At 37.1% G+C, this 18,862-nt stretch carries 17 protein-coding genes and 2 riboswitches; of the genes, 6 read left to right on the top strand and 11 right to left on the bottom strand.

Annotated elements, in window-relative coordinates; genetic code table 11:
- Positions 1-73: 73 nt before the first annotated feature.
- Entirely contained in the window at positions 74-1,357 is a 1,284-nt protein-coding gene (locus G440_RS0101030; protein WP_026449590.1) for a PQQ-dependent sugar dehydrogenase, read from the bottom strand.
- Positions 1,358-1,627: 270 nt separating this feature from the next.
- On the opposite strand from G440_RS0101030, the gene G440_RS0101025 reads away from it, so the two are divergent.
- On the top strand, positions 1,628-2,914 hold the full coding sequence (locus G440_RS0101025; RefSeq protein WP_026449589.1) for a PQQ-dependent sugar dehydrogenase: 1,287 nt from the start codon (positions 1,628-1,630) through the stop codon (positions 2,912-2,914).
- Positions 2,915-3,028: 114 nt separating this feature from the next.
- Positions 3,029-3,529: a pyridoxamine 5'-phosphate oxidase family protein gene (locus G440_RS0101020; protein WP_026449588.1), complete on the top strand. Its 501-nt coding sequence runs from the start codon at positions 3,029-3,031 to the stop codon at positions 3,527-3,529.
- 192 nt (positions 3,530-3,721) lie between these two features.
- On the opposite strand, the gene G440_RS0101015 is transcribed toward G440_RS0101020, so the two are convergent.
- Both G440_RS0101015 and uvrA read right to left on the bottom strand, forming a co-directional pair.
- Entirely contained in the window at positions 3,722-4,402 is a 681-nt protein-coding gene (locus G440_RS0101015) for a hypothetical protein (RefSeq protein WP_026449587.1), read from the bottom strand.
- A 304-nt stretch (positions 4,403-4,706) separates the two neighbouring features.
- Positions 4,707-7,253 (bottom strand): excinuclease ABC subunit UvrA, encoded by a 2,547-nt coding sequence (gene uvrA / locus G440_RS0101010; protein WP_026449586.1) that lies wholly within the window; start codon positions 7,251-7,253, stop codon positions 4,707-4,709.
- Positions 7,254-7,589: 336 nt separating this feature from the next.
- On the opposite strand from uvrA, the gene G440_RS0101000 reads away from it, so the two are divergent.
- On the top strand, positions 7,590-8,063 hold the full coding sequence (locus G440_RS0101000) for a c-type cytochrome (protein ID WP_034258733.1): 474 nt from the start codon (positions 7,590-7,592) through the stop codon (positions 8,061-8,063).
- Positions 8,064-8,310: 247 nt separating this feature from the next.
- Here G440_RS0101000 and G440_RS21385 read toward each other — a convergent pair whose 3' ends face one another.
- Genes G440_RS21385 through G440_RS20510 form a run of 3 tightly spaced genes read right to left on the bottom strand, consistent with a single transcriptional unit; the run spans position 8,311 to position 10,056 of the window.
- Positions 8,311-8,478, bottom strand: coding sequence for a LytTR family transcriptional regulator DNA-binding domain-containing protein (locus G440_RS21385; RefSeq protein ID WP_211228183.1), 168 nt, complete (start codon positions 8,476-8,478; stop codon positions 8,311-8,313).
- A gap of 1 nt (position 8,479) precedes the next feature.
- Entirely contained in the window at positions 8,480-9,007 is a 528-nt protein-coding gene (locus G440_RS19210; protein WP_211228182.1) for a LytR/AlgR family response regulator transcription factor, read from the bottom strand.
- A complete protein-coding gene (locus G440_RS20510; protein WP_051285059.1) occupies positions 9,004-10,056 on the bottom strand; it encodes a sensor histidine kinase in 1,053 nt (350 codons plus the stop codon). Before G440_RS20510 ends, G440_RS19210 begins: the two co-directional genes overlap by 4 nt.
- A gap of 213 nt (positions 10,057-10,269) precedes the next feature.
- Between G440_RS20510 and G440_RS0100985 the strand changes: the two genes are divergently transcribed.
- Complete coding sequence (locus G440_RS0100985) at positions 10,270-11,523, top strand: tRNA wybutosine-synthesizing protein 4 beta-propeller domain-containing protein (RefSeq protein WP_026449584.1); 1,254 nt, start codon at positions 10,270-10,272, stop codon at positions 11,521-11,523.
- Between the two features lie 462 nt (positions 11,524-11,985).
- Here G440_RS0100985 and G440_RS0100980 read toward each other — a convergent pair whose 3' ends face one another.
- From G440_RS0100980 to G440_RS0100960, 5 genes are all read right to left on the bottom strand, one after another.
- Positions 11,986-12,510, bottom strand: a complete 525-nt coding sequence (locus G440_RS0100980) for a DUF6557 family protein (protein ID WP_026449583.1) — start codon at positions 12,508-12,510, stop codon at positions 11,986-11,988.
- A 323-nt stretch (positions 12,511-12,833) separates the two neighbouring features.
- Positions 12,834-13,274 (bottom strand): hypothetical protein, encoded by a 441-nt coding sequence (locus G440_RS0100975; RefSeq protein WP_026449582.1) that lies wholly within the window; start codon positions 13,272-13,274, stop codon positions 12,834-12,836.
- A gap of 353 nt (positions 13,275-13,627) precedes the next feature.
- Positions 13,628-14,443: a 5' nucleotidase, NT5C type gene (locus tag G440_RS21435; protein WP_245574807.1), complete on the bottom strand. Its 816-nt coding sequence runs from the start codon at positions 14,441-14,443 to the stop codon at positions 13,628-13,630.
- Positions 14,444-14,591: 148 nt separating this feature from the next.
- Positions 14,592-14,876, bottom strand: a complete 285-nt coding sequence (locus tag G440_RS0100965; RefSeq protein WP_026449580.1) for a hypothetical protein — start codon at positions 14,874-14,876, stop codon at positions 14,592-14,594.
- A 426-nt stretch (positions 14,877-15,302) separates the two neighbouring features.
- Positions 15,303-15,400, bottom strand: a riboswitch (SAM-I-IV-variant riboswitch).
- 468 nt (positions 15,401-15,868) lie between these two features.
- Entirely contained in the window at positions 15,869-16,495 is a 627-nt protein-coding gene (locus G440_RS0100960) for a DUF4403 family protein (RefSeq protein ID WP_026449579.1), read from the bottom strand.
- A 269-nt stretch (positions 16,496-16,764) separates the two neighbouring features.
- A riboswitch (SAM-I-IV-variant riboswitch) is annotated at positions 16,765-16,860 on the top strand.
- A gap of 47 nt (positions 16,861-16,907) precedes the next feature.
- On the opposite strand from G440_RS0100960, the gene G440_RS0100955 reads away from it, so the two are divergent.
- Both G440_RS0100955 and G440_RS0100950 read left to right on the top strand, forming a co-directional pair.
- Positions 16,908-17,531, top strand: coding sequence for a hypothetical protein (locus G440_RS0100955; protein ID WP_026449578.1), 624 nt, complete (start codon positions 16,908-16,910; stop codon positions 17,529-17,531).
- A 731-nt stretch (positions 17,532-18,262) separates the two neighbouring features.
- Positions 18,263-18,439, top strand: a complete 177-nt coding sequence (locus G440_RS0100950; RefSeq protein ID WP_026449577.1) for a histone H1 — start codon at positions 18,263-18,265, stop codon at positions 18,437-18,439.
- Positions 18,440-18,862: the final 423 nt, after the last annotated feature.

Below are 18,862 nucleotides of genomic sequence, written 5' to 3'. Positions count from 1 at the left end.
TTAGAAGTTTAGAGGTTTAATTTTGAAATTTTTGAATACCAATTAACAAATCATGAATCCCAAATCCCGCATTTTATTTTTTGTAACTCACTTTCCAAATAACATTTCCTGCATCGTCATTTACAAGTAAATTTCCTTTTGGGGTTACAGTTACACCAACGGGCCGACCGTAAACATCACTTTTATCTTGATTGGCTATAAATCCTGTTAGGAAGTCTTCGGGTTGTGATTTAGGTTTTCCATTTTCGAAGGGAATGAAAACAACGCGATATCCAGATAGTGTCGAACGGTTCCAAGACCCGTGCTGCCCAACAAAAATTCCATTCTTATACTTTGCGGGAAACGTATCTGCATCATAAAAAGTGAGACCTAGAGATGCTGTATGCGGTCCAACGGAAACGTCTGGCACTATTGCTTTAGTCACTAAATCTGCTCCTTCACCATCCATTCTTGGATCTTTTAACTGCCCAAAGTAACTATAAGGCCACCCGTAAAAACCACCTTCCTTAACGCTGGTTACATAGTCTGGTACCAAGTTGTCGCCGAGCTTGTCACGCTCATTAACAGCAGTCCAAAGTTCACCAGTTATCGGGTTCCAGTCCATGCCCACGGGATTTCGCAAGCCGCTTGCGTATATTTTTTCATTCTGTCCATTTAAATCGACTTCCAAAATATTCGCGCGGCGAACTTCCTCGTCCATTCCGTGATCCGCGATATTACTAGCAGATCCTACGGAAATGTATATTTTGTCTTTTGCCTTATTGGTTATAATGTTTCGCGTCCAATGATTGTTGTAACCACCAGCTGGAAGTTCTACAATTTTAGTTCCTTTAACGTCTTTTAATGAAGTCTGTCCTTCTTTATAAGGATATTTATAGAGTCCGTCCGTATTGGCTACATAAAAGTAATTTCCTATAACCAACATTCCGAAAGGTTGTTTTAAATCTTCAAGAAAAGTTTCCCTCAACTCTGCTTTTCCGTCGCCATCCTTGTCGCGAAGCAAGGTTATAAGACCTGCGCTTCCGCGTGTGTTCGCTTCACAAACAAACATATCGCCATTGGGCGCAATGTAGGTCCAGCGTGGATTTTTAAAGCCATCCGCGAATTTTGTAACAGTAAATCCCTTAGGCGCAGTGGGCATTTTCCCTTCAGGCCATTCCTCCATACTGTTTTGGTTCACTACAGATTTTGTAGCAAAAGGTTTCGGGAGAATTAGTGGTCCAAGAGCGGTCTCAACCGTGTCGGCTTGTTGGGTTGACTGATTTGATGCCATTTCATCAGAATCAGTTTTCTGATTCGATTTACAGGAATAAAATGCGAAGGAGAAAAGGAAGAGTAGAAGTAGATAATTTTTCATAAGTGGAATATTTTATATTTTAAAAATACGTAATAACTGGTGGATGGAATTGTATGATGGCAAAGTTTACATAATTATTAACTGAATTGTAAGCTGTAAGGCCACGACCAATATTGGAATGAAGGTTTCATTATGAATAAACTTCGAAAGCCATACATATCACATTTTGAAAGTATAACAGTTTCTTAGGATAGATTTATTCACCAAAAGAATATTTTTAGTGATAATAGAAACCTATCAATAGATCAAGGAATCCAAAAACCATCAAATATGAAAACTCAATTCTCGCTTTTAATTTTACTAGCAGTTTCATTTTCACTTTTCTCTCAAGTAGAGGATGAAAAACAATTGCCCGAGCCTTTTGCTACGAAGTCCGTTTCAAATTACTCCAATGTTATAGGGTGGAAAGATGGAGCAACCCCCAAAGCGCCCGAAGGATTTAAAGTGAATAAATATGCCGATGGTTTCCAAAATCCTCGGTGGATGTATGTCACTCCTAATGGCGATGTTTTGGTGGCGGAAAGCAATAGCAATTACAGTATTCCCAAACAAATTGGCGCCACCATTATAGGTGCTGGAGGTTCGAATAATTTAAAACACAGTGCAGATGTAATTACGCTTCTGCGTGATACGAATAATGATGGCCTGCCAGATTTGCGTGAAACCTTATTAACCAAAAAAGAAGGTCTTAATCAACCTTTCGGAATGCTTGTTATTGGCGATTGGTTATATGTGGCAAATACCAATGCCGTTTTGCGCTTTCCATATAAAGCCGGACAGACTAAAATTAGCACCGTGGGTGAAAAAGTTGTCGATCTTCCCGCAGGGAAAGTCAACAGACATTGGACGCGTAATTTAATAGCTAATGAAGATAATTCCAAAATTTATATTGCCGTAGGTAGCGGCGATAACGCTGGCGAAAAGGGAATGGAGCACGAAGTGATGAAAGCCAATATCTTGGTGATGAATCCAGATGGAAGCGATTTGAAAGTTTTTGCTTCGGGAATTAGAAATCCAGTTGGGATGGATTGGGAACCTACTACAAAAACATTATGGACCGCCGTAAACGAGCGGGATGAATTGGGTGATAATCTGGTGCCGGACTATTTAACTTCCGTAAAGGAAGGCGGGTATTACGGCTGGCCTTATTCTTATTGGGGTAATCATTTTGATCCGCGAATGCCAATCCCACCAAATGTAAAATTGAAAGAAGCCATTGTTCCAGATGTGGATCTCGGCTCACATACCGCTTCCTTAGGATTAGTGTTTTATACGGCTAATGCTTTTCCAAAGAAATACAAAAACGGAGCCTTCGTGGTTCAGCATGGTTCTTGGAATCGAGATATGCTGTCAGGGTATCGGGTGGTTTTTGTTCCTTTTGAAAACGGAAAACCTGCTGGTAAACCCGAAGATTTCCTAACGGGATTTATTGTAGATCCAAACAAAGATGAAGTGCGCGGAAGACCCGTTGGCGCAGTTATATTGCCAGACGGATCTATGCTTATAACAGACGATACTACACACCATATTTGGCGGGTTGCTTATCTGGAGAAGTAGATTCTAGAATAAATCAATAATATTTTGTTCACTCTTTTTTTTAAAAGGATAAACTTTTATGATTTCCTTAAAACCTCGGTAGAATAAACTTCAATATCTTTAAAAGAAAAAATTATGGGCACAAAAAACCTTTATAGTACCGAAGCAAAAGAGAAAATTAAGGAACTGGCAGAATCAATTGATTTCGCTATGCTCGTTACAGATTTAAAGTCTGAGCCATTCCATACCGTACCAATGAGTACCAAGGAAGTTGATGATGACGGAAATATCTGGTTTCTGAGCAATAAAACAAGCACCCACAATAAAAATATTGAACGCGAAAAAAGAGCCCATTTAATTTATGGGGACAAGGGAAGCTTTGAGTTTTTGAGTATTTATGGCCGGGCTTCTATCCACAGCGATCGCGACAGAATAAAGGAACTTTACGGAAGCGGCGATGATGCTTGGTTTGATGGAGTAGGTGACCCCAATATTACGGCGCTTAAAATAGAACCAGATGATGCCCATTATTGGGATACAAAAAATGGAAAAGTAATTTCGCTTTTAAAAATGGTAGGTGGCGCCATTTCGGGAAACGAACCCGATTTGGGCGAAGAGGGAAAGCTGAAGGTATAAACTATTGACTGAATTTAATTAGAAGTCCTTTCTTAGTACGATCTGGGAAAGGATTTTTATTTTACAATTATTCTTGTTTTTGTCACATCCAAAATTTAAAGGATTCAACAAGAAAATTCTTCCAAGTTGAAGCAATTCTAAAGTATGGCTCTTAAAACCAAGCGGTTTAAATATAAGTTTAAAAACTTACTCCTAGTCTTCTTTTAACTTCCTTAATTCGTTCTGTAAACTATCAACTTTGCGCTGCAGAATTTCAGACTTTGCTTTCAAAGCTTGAGCCTTATGGTCTGACAATTCCCGGTTGTTGCGATTTTCTGAACGCTCTGCCTTGCGTCGCAGCTTATCGGAAACTTTCTGTAAGCGATCTGCCTTTCGTTGTAGTCCTTCCGATTGTTCAATATAATCTTCAGAAATCAGCTCTTTAATTTCTTCTCCGGCATCTACAAATTTTTCAGTTAAGGAATTTGAAGCCTGTGACTTATCCAATTCCATTTTTAGTGATCCAGAAGAAAATTTGATGACATAAACTTCATTCTTACCGCTTTCCAATTTCCATTTCCAATTACTCCCATCTTTCTTCAAGTTTTCTTCTCCAAATTTATCGAGTAAAAATTCTTTAAGAGCCGAGTCATTTTTCGAATTAAATTTCGCCCGTAGCTTATATGTGTTGTCCGTTTCGCTAATAGCGACGTTGAGATTATTCACACCACCATCTTTATCATCTAATACTGTTTTCACGTAATTGCTGCTACTACTCGTTGAGGTGCTTACCGTGGTAGAAGTGGTTGGTGTTTTTGGAGGAATTGGCGTTTCTTGAGCAAAACTTAAAGCGCCCAAACCCAATACTAAAAAGGTTAAAAAAGTAGTTTTCATAGATTTTAATTTTATATGCTTTAAATTAATTATTTAATGTTAGTTGATGACTTTTTTAAGGTGATTTTAAGTCTTCTTTTCCCTGGAAATTATCATCAACATCAAACCCGAACCCTTCCTTTTATAATTTTTTGAACCCCGCAAAAAATTTGTAAGTGATTGTATTTAAATAACTCTAATTAAATCAGTTGCTACTTTCAGCTATCATTTAATTAATTAATTAAACCTATAGGCATAACGATATGACTCAACCAATCTGTACCAATGCTAGGAGGTATTTAAAACAGACTTTCTTCTTACAATTTTAAGAATGTCCGTTTAATGTCCTTGCTAAATAAACCGCTGTTTTACTTTCTTTATTTTTTGCAACCTTTTCAGGTGTTCCTGCTACTACTATTTTTCCGCCTTCTTCTCCTGCACCAGGACCAATGTCGATAACCCAATCGCTTGCGGCAATAACTTGCATATCGTGCTCTACCACAATTACCGTATTGCCAGCATCAACTAATCTTGCCAGTTGAAGTTGTAGTTTTTCAACATCTGTTGGATGCAAGCCTGTTGTAGGTTCATCTAAAATATAAAGCGTATTCCCTCGGCTCAATCGCTGAAGTTCTTTTGCGAGCTTTATACGTTGTGCTTCCCCACCGGAAAGTTCCGTTGCTGGCTGCCCTAATCGTAAATAGCCCAAACCAACTTCTTGCAATACCTTTAATGGCCGAATTACCCGATCTTCTTGCTCAAAAAATTCAGCTGCTTCATTTACGGTCATCCCAAGAACTTGGGCAATATTTTTATCGTGATAGGTAATTTCCAAGGTTTCTGGATTATAACGCGTTCCTTCACAAACAGGGCAAGGCGCATAAACACTTGGTAGAAATAATAGTTCAACCATTACAAATCCTTCCCCTTCACAATTAGGGCAACGCCCATTTCCTACATTAAATGAAAACCGACCTGCCTTATAGTGACGCGATTTAGCCAATTTTGTTGAAGCGAATAATTTCCGTACCACATCAAACAAGCCCGTGTATGTTGCCAAGTTGGAGCGTGGCGTTCTACCAATGGGTTTCTGATTGACCACAACCATACGTTTTATGTTTTCTGAACCTGCGGTAATTTCACCCCCTAAAGTTTCTACAACGTCCTGTTGCAAAAGATCTTCTTCCTCTTCCTCTTTTTCAGAAGAACGGCTGTTTCCAAGTTGGGTGGACATCAATTCTACCAGCACCTGACTCACCAAACTGCTTTTCCCCGAGCCGGATATACCAGTAACACTCGTCAATACACCTAAAGGAAAAGAAACTTCCAGGTTGCTTAAATTATTTTTGGTAACTCCGCTTATGCTGAGCCATCCAGCGGGTTTCCGCGGTTCGGGTTTTTCAAAAGGGAGATCGTTAAAAAGATGTCCCCTGGTTTTAGACCTTGAAATATCCTTTAAACCAGCGGGTGGGCCACTGTATAAAATTTCTCCACCCCCTTCACCAGCATCTGGGCCTACATCTACTAACCAATCGGCGTGACGAATCACATCCAATTCATGCTCCACGACAAAAAGTGAATTTCCACTAGCTTTCAATCTATCTAAAGTTTTAAGCAATGCTTCGGTATCAGCGGGGTGCAATCCTGCCGATGGCTCGTCTAATACATACACAACCCCAAATAAATTACTGCGCACTTGAGTTGCCAATCTCAATCGCTGATGTTCGCCAGGAGATAGGGTAGGAGTGCTACGTTCCAAGGATAAATAACCCAGACCTAATTCCAATAGAACGTCAACTCTCGCAACAAGATCTTCGGCAATACGTTGTGCCACTATGGCTTTCTCTTTATGATTTTCTGCCAATTTGGTCAGTACTGGAGCCGATCCATCGCTATAAGGGGCGAAAATATCAAGAAGTTTTTTCAAAGGTAATCTTGAAATATCGGCAATGTCATAACCTGCAAAAGTCACCGATAGCGATTCTGGACGTAAACGTTTCCCGTGGCAGGTAGGACATTCGCTGCTCAGCATATATTTTGACACGCGTTTTTTCATCATAGCACTTTGCGTATTTGCAAAAGTGTGCAATACCAGTTTTTTGGCACCCGTATAGGTTCCCATATAACTTGGTTCCCGCTTCTCTTTGATGGCAACTTGCACTTCATCCTTATCTAGATTTCGATAGACAGGAACCTTTGGTTTTTCGTCTGTAAATAAAATCCAGTCACGGTCTTTTTTTGGAAGCTCTTTCCAAGGCACATCAACATCATATTGTAAAGTGACTAAAATGTCACGAAGGTTTTTTCCTTGCCATGCTTTAGGCCAAGAATCTACCGCTCCTTCCCGAATAGTGAGGCTATCATCGAGAACCATACTTTTTTCTGTGACTTCGTAAATTCTACCGAGCCCATGGCAGGTAGGGCAAACGCCTTCTGGGGTGTTGGTTGAAAATGAATCGGCATATAACAGCGGTTGATTCGGTGGATAATCGCCAGCGCGGGAATACAGCATCCGCAACAAGTTGGACAATGTGGTCACGGAGCCTACTGAAGATCGGGTAGTTCCCGAACCGCGTTGCTGCTGAAGAGCAACCGCGGGAGGCAGGCCTTCAATCTCGTCCACTTCAGGGATTGGCATCTGATGAAAAAGTCGTCTTGCATAAGGCGACACAGATTCAAGATACCTCCGTTGTGCTTCAGCATATAAAGTTCCAAAGGCAAGGGAAGACTTCCCAGATCCAGAAATCCCGGTAAAAACTACCAAAGCATCACGCGGAATTTCTAGGGAAATATTGTTAAGGTTATGTTGTCGTGCGCCTCGAACAGAAACGAAGCCTTCATTTTGTGTCTTATTCTCAATTGGTGGATTCATGCGCACGATTTACTCAAAAATTACACCAAGAACCACCGATAGCACTTTTAAAATTAAAGTTTTCGTAAATATCAATTTCAATGGATTTGCTTTACGTTCAAACCTTGCGCTACAAACTTTAATTATGGGGGGAAATTAAAAGGTCTTTCTTTAGATAAGAAGGTTTTTATAGTCTGTTCCTTAACGCACTTGTTTCTTCTATGCATATCCAATCTCTGATAATTAATGTTAATATTTTAGCAATATGAGTGTGATTCTCGGGAAGTTATTATAAATTAATGAGTTATTTGAAAGGATAACTTTAGATAATAAGAGAGTAACCTTAAAATTTTAGTTATGAAAATGATAAGAAGAATATTATTTATTTTACCATTGCTATTCTTAGTGGCCTGTAACTGGGGTCATAAAGAAACGGACAAGGAAACAACAACGAAAGATCAAGATTCATCCAAAATCATGAATAATGACATGCCTTCTAAGGCCAAAACTGGCGTAGGTCCCATTAAGGATGAGGTAGTACTTGGTTTGAAGATTGATGACAAAATGGCTGAAAAAGGTGAGAAATTATTTAATAATAAATGTGCTACATGCCACATGATTCATGAAAGTAAAAGAGGTCCAGCCCTCGGTGGTGTTTTAGATAAGCGTTCGCCTCAATTTGTCATGAATATGATTTTAGATCCCGATGCCATGATCGAAAACGATCCGCAGATTAAGGCATTGAAATCCGTCTATGAAATTAGGATGAATGATTTAGGACTTACCGAGGAGGAAGCAAGGGAAATTGTAGAATATTTGAGGGAATATTAATTAAGGAGCTGATCCAATTTATTTCGGGCATAAAAATGGATAAAAATTTAATCTTAATAAATTCCGTCGTTATAAGTATTCCGTCGCGATCGTCGCAATTAGGTCAGTTTTAAATTATGCCAACTATCAAATATGGCTTTAAGAAATACTATAAATAATAATCTGTTTTCATAATCCGGTCAGCATAGTATCACTTCCACCTCTTGTTTTGAAAAATGAAAGCTATAAAATTTTAAACCGAATTGTTTTATTTGATGCCCAAAGCGGTGTGAACACTATTTTTGTAACTGCGTCCTATGGGTAGATACTTTCCGTTTATCTCAACTTCATGGGCGTTTACAAAATCAATTTTGGATTTTGATACTATATAGGAGCGATGGATTCTAAGAAAGCTATCAGGCAGTTGTTTTTCCATTTCACTGATGGCAATACGGGTATGAAAAACTGTTCGTTTCGGTTACAATTTTCACTTGCTCCCTTTGGCTTTCTATGTAAAGGATTGCATGGAAAGCAATGCGGGCTTTCTTTTTGTTTACGGTGAAAAATAATCCTTCGTTACTAATTTCTTCCGCCCCAAAAACCTCTTTATTAAGGTGGTTTGCGGCCTTTTGTACCGCAATCATAAAACGATTAAATGCAATTGGTTTTAAGAGATAATCCATCACGTTATAATCATAACTCTTCAAGGCGAATTCGTGGTAAGCCGTGGTAATAATGACCATTGGTGGGTTTTTTAAGGTATTTAAAAAATCCAAACCTTTTAGTTTTGGCAACTGAATATCGAGAAATATTAGATCTATTTTCTTTTCATTCAAAACCTTCATTGCGGCAATGGCATCACTACAGGTTTTTTCCAATATTAGAAAAGGAACTTGGCTAATAAAATCAACCATTACCTCTGTTGCCAAAGGTTCGTCCTCTATTATGATACATTTAATCATCATCCTTTTTGATTTAAATGGAGTGACAATTCAGCAATAAATTTTTGACCTTCCTTTTTTGTATCAATATTAAAATCTTGATACATCAACTCCAATTGACGAATTAAATTTTTTAGTCCAATTCCTTCTTCTTCATCATTAGTGTTGTTGCGCTCAAAAGAATTCTCCACCTTAAAATACAATTCATTTTTAGCAAGTTTTAACTCAATACTTATAAAAGAAAGCATGATTGACTGGCTCGCTCCATGTTTAAAAGCATTTTCAACAAAGGGCGTCAAAATATGTGGCATTATTGGCGTATCCAAATCGTCCAAATCATACTTAAAATCAATTCTAAGTCTGTCATCATAACGTATTTTGTGCAACTCAATATAATCCTTTAAAAAGTCCAGCTCTTTTGCAATGGGTATATATTGATGTTTTGTTTCATACATCACAAAACGCAGCAATTTGGAGAGCTTAAGAACAACATCAGGTGTTTTGTCCGATTTTTTTCGCGCTAATGAATAGATGTTATTTAATGTATTGAACAAAAAGTGAGGATTGATTTGTGATTTTAGCAGGGTTAATTCGGTGTTCAATTTCTCTTTTATTAAGAGCCCTTCTCTTTCGCGAAGCCTTTGGCTGTTGGACATTTGTTTTAGGGCAATGGCCAAGCAGGCAATAAAAACCTTGTCCATAAAAGAATTAATGACTCCTTGATAGCCAAATATTTCTACAATATCAATTTCTTTATATATAGTTGGTAAAAACAAATACACAATAATGAGCTGCGCCAATATACTGAACAAAATAAGCACTACGCTAAGCGAAAAGACCAGTTTCCATCGGTTTGGTTTTTCCACGGTATATTTTGAGAGAAAATGAAACATGATATAAACCATGGGCAGCTTGACGGCCAAAAGTATTATAGTTTCAGCGATAAAGGATATTCTAAAAGCCTCCCAAACGGATAAATTATATTGGTTCAGCATCCATAAAAAGTCTGTATAGATTTCAAAGGAATGATACGCTAACCAAAAGAAAACGTGTTTTGTCCATCTTTTTTGCATCCTATAAAAATAGCGTTTTACCTCTAATTATTCAGAAATTGATACAAACAACCTGTTTTTATACACCAATGACGCTTTTCTCCGGTTATTTGAAAGAAAATGCTGTTCGTAAACGAAAAAACACTTTCCATTAACAATTAGCCGACATCTGTAGCTGTTAAAAAAAGGGATGTCTAAATGAATTAAATTTAAGTGAATTCTAAATCGATCATTATGAAAAACCTTTTCTTTTACATCGTATTCATTTCACTTGTAACTCCTAATGCAATAGCACAGTGGACCGCAGCGGCCGATATTCCTGAACCAATCCGGGCAGGACAAACAATTGGTTACAGCAAAGATGGTGATGGGTATCTATTTATGGTTTCGGGAAGAAATCAGGATGGTATTATCACCCCAATTACCCAGCGCTACCAATTAAGTTCGGACACTTGGACAAATGTAGCACCTCCTCCCACGCAGCTTTTAGGCGGATCAATAGCTATATTAAAAGACACGATTTATACCATTGGCGGCCTGTTGACCACCCCTGGAAATGCCATTAAAAAAGTGCGTAAATACAACATCGTGTCCAATACCTGGTCTGATGCCGCAGATTTTCCTAGACCTATTGTTGACGCTAGAGCAGTGAGCTATCAAGACAGTTTAATTTATGTGGTTGGTGGCTACCAGCACAAAACCTATGTGTATAATAGCAATTATAATAGATGGAGGGAAGCAACGCCAATGTTGGCACCAGGCAGTAGTATAAGCTGGGGAGGTTTTGCAATTCACGGTAATAAGCTTGTCTATATGTGTGGAAGTGATGCCTTTATGTCCAATAATTTCTGGAACACCGTGCGGGTAGGAACAATTGATCCCAACGACCGCGCTGTAATTACCTGGGAAGAAAAAACTCCTTTTCCGGGAGCGACTCGAAGCTTTTTTGAAGCACAGACTTGGCGTGATGGCATAATTATGACAGGCGGAAGCACCGACAATACTTTTGAGACCTTCTCTGATGAAACCTATTTCTATAATCCTGAGACGGATGTTTGGCGCCAACTAGCACCGAAACCAACGGCTTGGGTAACAGGAAATAGCGGTTCTGTTTTTATGGGTGATGTTTCAAAACTGATATGTGCGTCAGGATTTCAGACCGATTACCTCTCTGAAACAGAAATTTTCACGCAGGAAGGCAGCCTTTCAGTAAATGATTATTCGGAAAAGCATTGTGGTATTGAGAATTTTAAAATTGTAAGCGGCAAGATAATAAAACTAAATTTTTGCCTTGCCGATGATGCTCCAGTGAAAGTAATAATAAGGGATGAACAAGGAAGAAACATAACAACAATAGAACCTTCAATTATGGCTATTGGTCTTAACACCATTTCATTAGATGAACTTCATGTTTCTAGCGGATTATATTTTTGCACCATTTTACAGAATGGGCAATCCAAAACAAAGAAAATGTTGGTTTTCAATTAGTAATTTTTCTTGGGCTAGAGCGCTAAATTTTTAGCGCTCTATGTTTTATTCGGAACGCAAGATATCCGATGTATTTCGGTACTGATGGATGTTATTTTGAAATTTAGAACAAAACTGCCGTGTTCATTCGAGGAACAATTATAAAAATCAGCTTCTTAAGTCTTGATTCAAAAGATTTGATAACACTATTCTATTTCGACCGTTCCCCAGCATTCCTGTGAAAAGAATCATTTACGGGACAGAGCTTTTAAAGGACTTTAGCCACGAACCTCGACTTGTAGGTTATATTTAAAAAATCCTACGGGCGCTGCTGAAGAGTGTACTTTTTTATTGACATAAAGCGGGTAAGACATACTTTGGTCACCCTTTTTATCAATTCTTTGGAAAGATAGAGAACCCAGATACTGCTAAATATAACGAAGTTTCTTTCAATACTATAAGGGCTAAAAGTAGGAAATATGTTTAAACTTCATCTTCATCTAAATCCCACTCCTTTAAAAATTCTTCTACAGAAATTGTGTTTTTGCACTTCTCTTCCTCACTCATTGCTTTGTAGTCTTCCATATTCTTTTGCGTTCTATTGATTACTTTTTGGATGTCTCCTTCCTTAAAGCCCACAAATGTCATTTCATAAAGACAATGAACGATGATTTCTTGTTCTGAAAAAATGCTCAAACTCTTTTCGCTAATATCCATCCCCAACCATTCGCGCCAAGGCGTGAATTCTATGCCTTGTGAATAATGTTCTTCCTCGTTTTTCGGGTTGTTATAAAGGCCGGAAATATCAATGTATGCTTCAGCGTCGAAGTCATCTTTTTCGTTAGTGATAACAATCGACATATCTATTTCTTCGGGATCCATCATCGCCAACTTTTCGAAAACCATTTTATATCCCTCCAGGTCTTTTTCTGCTTCGGGATAGGTTTCTATAAATATACTTGAAATGTTTGTCCAAAAATGGGATAGTATAAGTTGTTTAAAGGTCATGATAAGTTGTTTTTAAGAGTGGTTTTATTGGTGTCCGATTATAATATTTCAAGACTCTGTAAAGTCAGATTTAATAAGCCTGAAGCATTTTTATTAAGTGTTTATAAAAATAAATATATAAAAAAAACGGGGTTGTACTAATATGCCAATGCACTCAAAACAGACTAAAAGTCTATTAAATTCTTGAAAAACAGAGATATTTGTGATACTTTTTTGACCATAAGTTAAATAAAGTTCGCGGTCTCAGACGGCCTTAGCGAAGAGTTTACACCCTAAAAACTATCTCTTTTCCACTCAAAAATAGTTTTGTTTTATTCCAAACTTCAGTCTATTATCTCTAAAAATGCTTCTGGGTTTTGTAAATAATACTCCATGGGCATTAATAAATCTGTCTTACTTTTTAACCGGATAAGTTCATTGTAGAATTTATTACGACTTCGTAGCATACCAAAACTCATATAGACTACCGCGTTCAGAGCATCTTTATTAAAGTTTGATATATACGCATTGTTTTTATTGATTTCATCGATAAAGAAATCAATAGAAGTCTCATTAAATAATTCTCTAATCTTTTCGTAATCATTAGTCAATGACAATAAGCTTTTCCTATAAGAATCGACTCCTTTTTTAAAATACCATGATTGATTATCGGAGTTTTCGAGCTTTTGTTTTATAATTGCGTACTCCAACAAAATAGAAGCAAGGCTTGATTCAGTTTTCTCTTGTACCAATAAGTTTTCAACTTTTTTTAGATTTAATGCCATTTTAATTCAATTTAAAATATTATTTTCCATTGTGAATCCCCATTTGTGAGTAAGCCTACGACGATGCAATTGAAGTTATTTTAGAAAATCTTTCAGCAACATTTAAGAAGTAAAAACCTCCGTGTCCTCTGTATATACGTGGTGAAAAAAGTTATTACACATAGGCCACAAAGAAGCACAAAGGCCCACAAAGAAACCCAAAACTCTCTGCGCAACTCTGTGTAATAACAATCGAAAGTCGAATAACGAAAACCTTCGCCACCCGCTTACCTATCATTACCCTTAATTTCCTTAATACCTTAATGGTTCAAACTCCTCCGTGCTCTCTGTGCCTCTGTGGTTCATTTTCACCCTTAAGCAAGCTTTTTCATATACGCAATCACCGTTTTCCAATCCTCAAAACCTTTCCCTTTTTCTTTAAAGTGAATATGTTTCCCAGAAAATTCTCCAGCTCCGTTTGCCGTACGGTCATCGATAAGGAAATCGCCGTGGGCCAAATGCTTGTTATGGCTTAAAATCAGTCTCTTATATGCTACTTCGGGTAAATGTTTTTTTACCCATAACAATTTATCTGTCCAAGCCGAAGGATTATCCCAAGGTGCAGTAGATAAAATATAGGTGTCAAAGTTTTTAGCTAGCCATATATAGCCTTCAATAGCACCTTCATAGGGTTCCATTAAAGAGAATATTCCAGGCACCTCGTCCAAATCACCTCTATACTTTACTTTATCTTCATCTGAAATCTTATCGATTCCCGATTGAAAATTTACCAAGACATTATCCATATCCACAAAAACGATTTGCTTGGTTTTTTTTCTTTTATGTTCCAAGATCTCTTTGTAGTTTTTGGTTTGCCGCACCACTTCTTCACAAAAGAGATTAGAAGTTTTATCGGTAGCAAATCCAGCGTCATCTATCGGACTTACCCCAAAAGCTTCTCTTTTTTTGTTCACGCGGTCCGTGTATTCTTGCGACATAGGATTCCCGGAATCTGAGATCTCCCTTGTCATAAAATCCCATTCTTCCGCGAATAGGGCTAGTTGTAATGCTTTCACTTGCGTAGAAAAGTCTGTTTTTTCTTTTTGGACTATTCTTAGCTCGTTAATTTCATATTCAGTTAGATAATTTTGATAGTCGTGTAAAATTTTTCCGATGGTCAATGTTTTCATAAGTGTTTGTTTAATTTTTTAGATTAGTTTTAGTTTTTAAATGCCTCGTGCAAAAAGGACTTAAGGTCCCGATAGCAATCGGGACTATAGGAAATAGGACGTAGGACATCTTGAGTTCAAAATAGCAATGCTTTAGTTAGTGCTATTTTTAAGAAGTAATAAAATTGAAATTCACAAAAGTGTAGGTGTCCAGCTTTTTAAAAGTTATTTGCGATCCTTCTTTTATCAAACCAGGACAACGTTCAACTTCATTGATAATTTGGTCTTTTGTCAATTGGGCAACATCGTCATTATGAAAAATGATGCTTTCGGCATAAATGCCATCCCAGTTCCACTTTTGATAGATTACATCATAGGTGTCAATCTTGACCTCAAGGCTTGCGATAATTTGCGTGTCATCTTCTACCGGTACATTTTTAAATTTTTCGTTCATAATTTTAGTTTAAGGTTTATAGTTAATTTTTAATTTATTTCTCAGATAGCGTTAAAACGATACCTCGATTTTCCGAATCACTTGCGGCTTACAATTTTGCCGCAAATACCACGAATCCTACTGTTCTCCTACGGGTAAACTGGGCGTGCAGATTTACACGAATTCTTCAGTTTATGAAAATACAGGAGCCGTCAGCATTATTTTGATTCTTACGAATGCAACAGACTTTTAGTATTTTGTAAAAACCGAAGGCTCCAGATATCAATCAGGATTAGCCGATTCTAGTTTCGTTGGTTTTCACGAAAACAAGCTTTTGAGCTACGTGTTTTTTCGCGTTCCTTTTCAAGAATCGCGGAATTTGGGCAATCGATTGCAGCGTTTTTAGTTTTAAAAACACATCGTCGTTTCAATATTTTAATAAAAAGGAATGAGACATATTTTTCCTAAAAGTAGGCTCATTGTTTTAGCACCTTCGCCTGTTTAGGCAGGTTGCTATCACCTAGTAGTGATTCGTAATGATATTTCAAATATAGGACTAATTTTTAAATTTTCCTTTAAGAATATTTAAATATTTTGGATTTTAGTAACATATTCTTCATTTTTAAGGTTTTACCTTGCTTAGGCAAATGAAGGTTTTCAGAAAGTTAGTATTGCCATCCTCTTGACTTTAAGTACCATGCGAAGTTGATTTAGTAGGAACTATATTTCGCGCCCAAATAATAAGGTTCTGGCAGATTTTTTTGGAATTTTAAAACGAAGATTTCAGAGCTATTAATAAGTGAAATGGTTATATTCTGGGCTTCTATAACACTACTAAAAAAGTTGAGTTAAGCGATAAAACAAGTTTTATAGAGCTATCCATAGTAAAAAACCCTGCCTTTCTTAACCAGTTGTTTAGCATAAAGCACTAGCGCTGGTGAAGATAAAAATGAAGATGAAGAGGAAATTTGAAATGAACACTACCCCACCAACTATTCCACAACCAAAATAACTTAAAACTCCAAATCCTCAATAGCAATAACACACCATCCTTCCGTATGGACTAGCACCCAGACCTCATCTTTTTTGATCTTAAAATGCTTAAGGGTAAAATCTTCTACATTCCCCATAATTGAAATGTTTTTAGTGGCTTCCATTTTTGAAGTGAGCTTGGCGTTAACAAGATCTAACTTTTCCTTTATTATCGGCATTAAATCGAGGTGAAGGCTTTTGATGAATTTTTTATAAATAAAGGTGTTAAGTACCGAGTTTAGGATGGTATTTGCAAACCAACTTTCTCCGCTACTGTTAATTTTATAGGCTTCAACATATAGTTTTTGAGCCTCTACGTCCAACCTTAAATCCGCTTGAACCATCACTTCTATCACTTTCTTGTTGAATATGCGCGTAAGGGTTTCTAGCTGGAGCCTAAGTTCCACATTATAGGTTTCGACATCGCTTTCGGCAAGATTTAGATCCAGTATCTTAAAATAGTTGGATGCCTTACCCTTAGCGTCGGTTTTACTGATTGTGGTGCCATTAAATTTTTTCTTCAGAAAAGGTTCAATGGTTCCTAGGCCTATTCGCACGGGCAGTGTTAAAGAAATATCTTGATCAGGTTTTGATGGATTGGAGTTCATATAAAGTGAGTTGTAAGCATACTCGTAATTTAAGATAAATTTCAAAAGAAAAACACCTTATTGCGGCTTTTTAATTGGTGCTAAAAAAACTAGGCAGCCATTATTCGGCATTTCAAGGAAAAAGTAGTATTACGGGAAAAGCGATTTGATAAAGAAGTCTTGAGCACAAATTCAAAAGTTTAGTGAAGTAGGAAATAGGTGGACCAAGCAGCCTAAATTTGAAAGGTTTAAATCCCATTAGGGGATTCCTTAGATTAATACTATCTTTGCACCAGTATCAGGAACGCAATACATGCGTACCAACCGAGCACAAAAGCCACGGTGGTTTAGAATACGGGCAGGTCTGTCAAAATTAATGAACCTCCATTTTTTCTATTATTATCCTGATGCATAAACTTTAAAACTATGCATTATGAAGACTATTTATTCGAAGCAAGAAGGTGTCAAAATGAACTCCGATCTGGATTTCGGGGGCACCAAAGATATCCAAAATCAATTTCAATATCTGATGGATACGCTCGAAACCCCACTTAATGAAGAATTCAAATACTTTTATAGAGTTACGGATGATAATTTCATCCAGTTAGCATATTCCTATAATGAAAGTGAATTGACAATTATTGCCCAATATAGATTACGATTCCAAAATCTTAAAGAAAACATCAATTTTATTGTAAATAATAACATTGAAGCAAAATGTCCTTATAATGGATATCCCACATTTGAAAATAGCAGCGTTTTTACGAAGCAGGAATTTGAGGCTATTATTACGACGCTTAAAAATTCAAACAAAGCTATTACCGATAAAGCATTCGAGCATACAACCCCATTTATCAACTTCTTAAAAGAAAATAACCTCCATCCATTTCCATCCGGAGATTTCTATACCAATTGGAATGCGCGATGTCCTTCAGGAAGAAGTCATTTTATAACGATTAGCACTGAGAAGGATGAGTGGGGTTGTGGATATTGCCGACGAGAAGGAAAACAGGCAGAACTGGAAAAATGGCTGCTCGAAATAAAAGAGGCTTCCTAATAAGTAAATACATTGAAAGTGGTGTCTTAGATCTTAAAGGTTAATCGTTACAACGAATAAGCCACATTTGCATTCCAATTTCTGCCTATCGTTTGAGGTATTCTTTATTTATAAAATTTACTTAGTCTCAGAAATCAATAGCAACATTGCTATTTCTCAATGTATTCGATTTCTCTTTCAATTAAATACTTTGGAATTCCGTTCAAGCTGTTTAAGATATTAATTTTCGTCTTTAAAATAGAATAACTCCGGATTTTAAACTTTTAAACAGCCTCGTTCGAGTCAAGTTGGTATATTAGATCATGTGTTGTGCTATATCCGCTTTTTTAGACGAAATTACGTTGTGAAAGTAATGTTGCACAAATGGCTCGATGACAGTTTTTGCCGTTTGTGACATAGAATTTTCTAAGGGAAATTGAGTCCGCTTTATTTTCGCTCTTGAAGTATCTTGGGCATGAGACGTTTCAGGATATCCTTGATATAATACACTAATTCTCAAAATTTATGTTAACAAGATAAGTTTTGCTTCATTTGTTCTCTGAGCGGTGGAGCTATAAGATTCCCGTTGGTAAGCGCTTGATAAATAGGGGATGCCTGTTTACAAAGGAGAAGTAAGAAGGAAGAAAACCTTGCTGTAGGGGCTTGACGTCGTAATTTTCCGGAACAATGGCAGGTATTTAGATAGAATAACTATATTTTCGCCTTTATTAATAAAATAAAATACAAATCTTATGAAAGAACTTATTGAGAACATGCAAAACACTTTCGAATCATTTGAAAGTGACGCTAAAGTACAATTAGAAAACGGAAATAAATCAGCAGGAACAAGAGCGAGAAAATCATCTTTGGCCTTAGAAAAATTATTGAAAGAATTCCGTAAGGTTTCGATTGCTGAGTCGAAAAAATAAATTTAAAGAACCCTCTAGAAATAGGGGGTTTTTTGTTTTCTCTTTGTTGTGTCTGACAAAGACGTAATGTTTTCACTTCACTAGATCTTGCCTAAAGTACTGCCACGAATGACACGAATTTTCTGATTTATTGAAAACAGCTGCACATTCACCGAGGCTTTGAATTTCACGAATCTGACTGTCCTCCTCCGGGAGTTGTAACAGACTTCCCAGTCTGTTCTGAATTCTTTGTTGCATTAATACAGAATGGTTTAGTTCTATCTTTATCTGATCTTAAGATTTCTGTAAGAGCAGTTAAATGTTGGGCTTGCCTGACATCACGAGCTTGATCTAACTTAGGTAATCTAAGCTTCACTTTATTAAAACACCTTTTTTATTTACGCCCTTTGCGTCTCGCTGCGGTGAGTTTTTACCTCTTCCAGA

It is taken from the genome of Aequorivita capsosiphonis DSM 23843, from assembly GCF_000429125.1.
Classification (GTDB): domain Bacteria; phylum Bacteroidota; class Bacteroidia; order Flavobacteriales; family Flavobacteriaceae; genus Aequorivita; species Aequorivita capsosiphonis.
The sequence above is the reverse complement of the archived record's forward strand: the minus strand, read 5'-3'. Positions and strand labels throughout refer to the sequence as shown.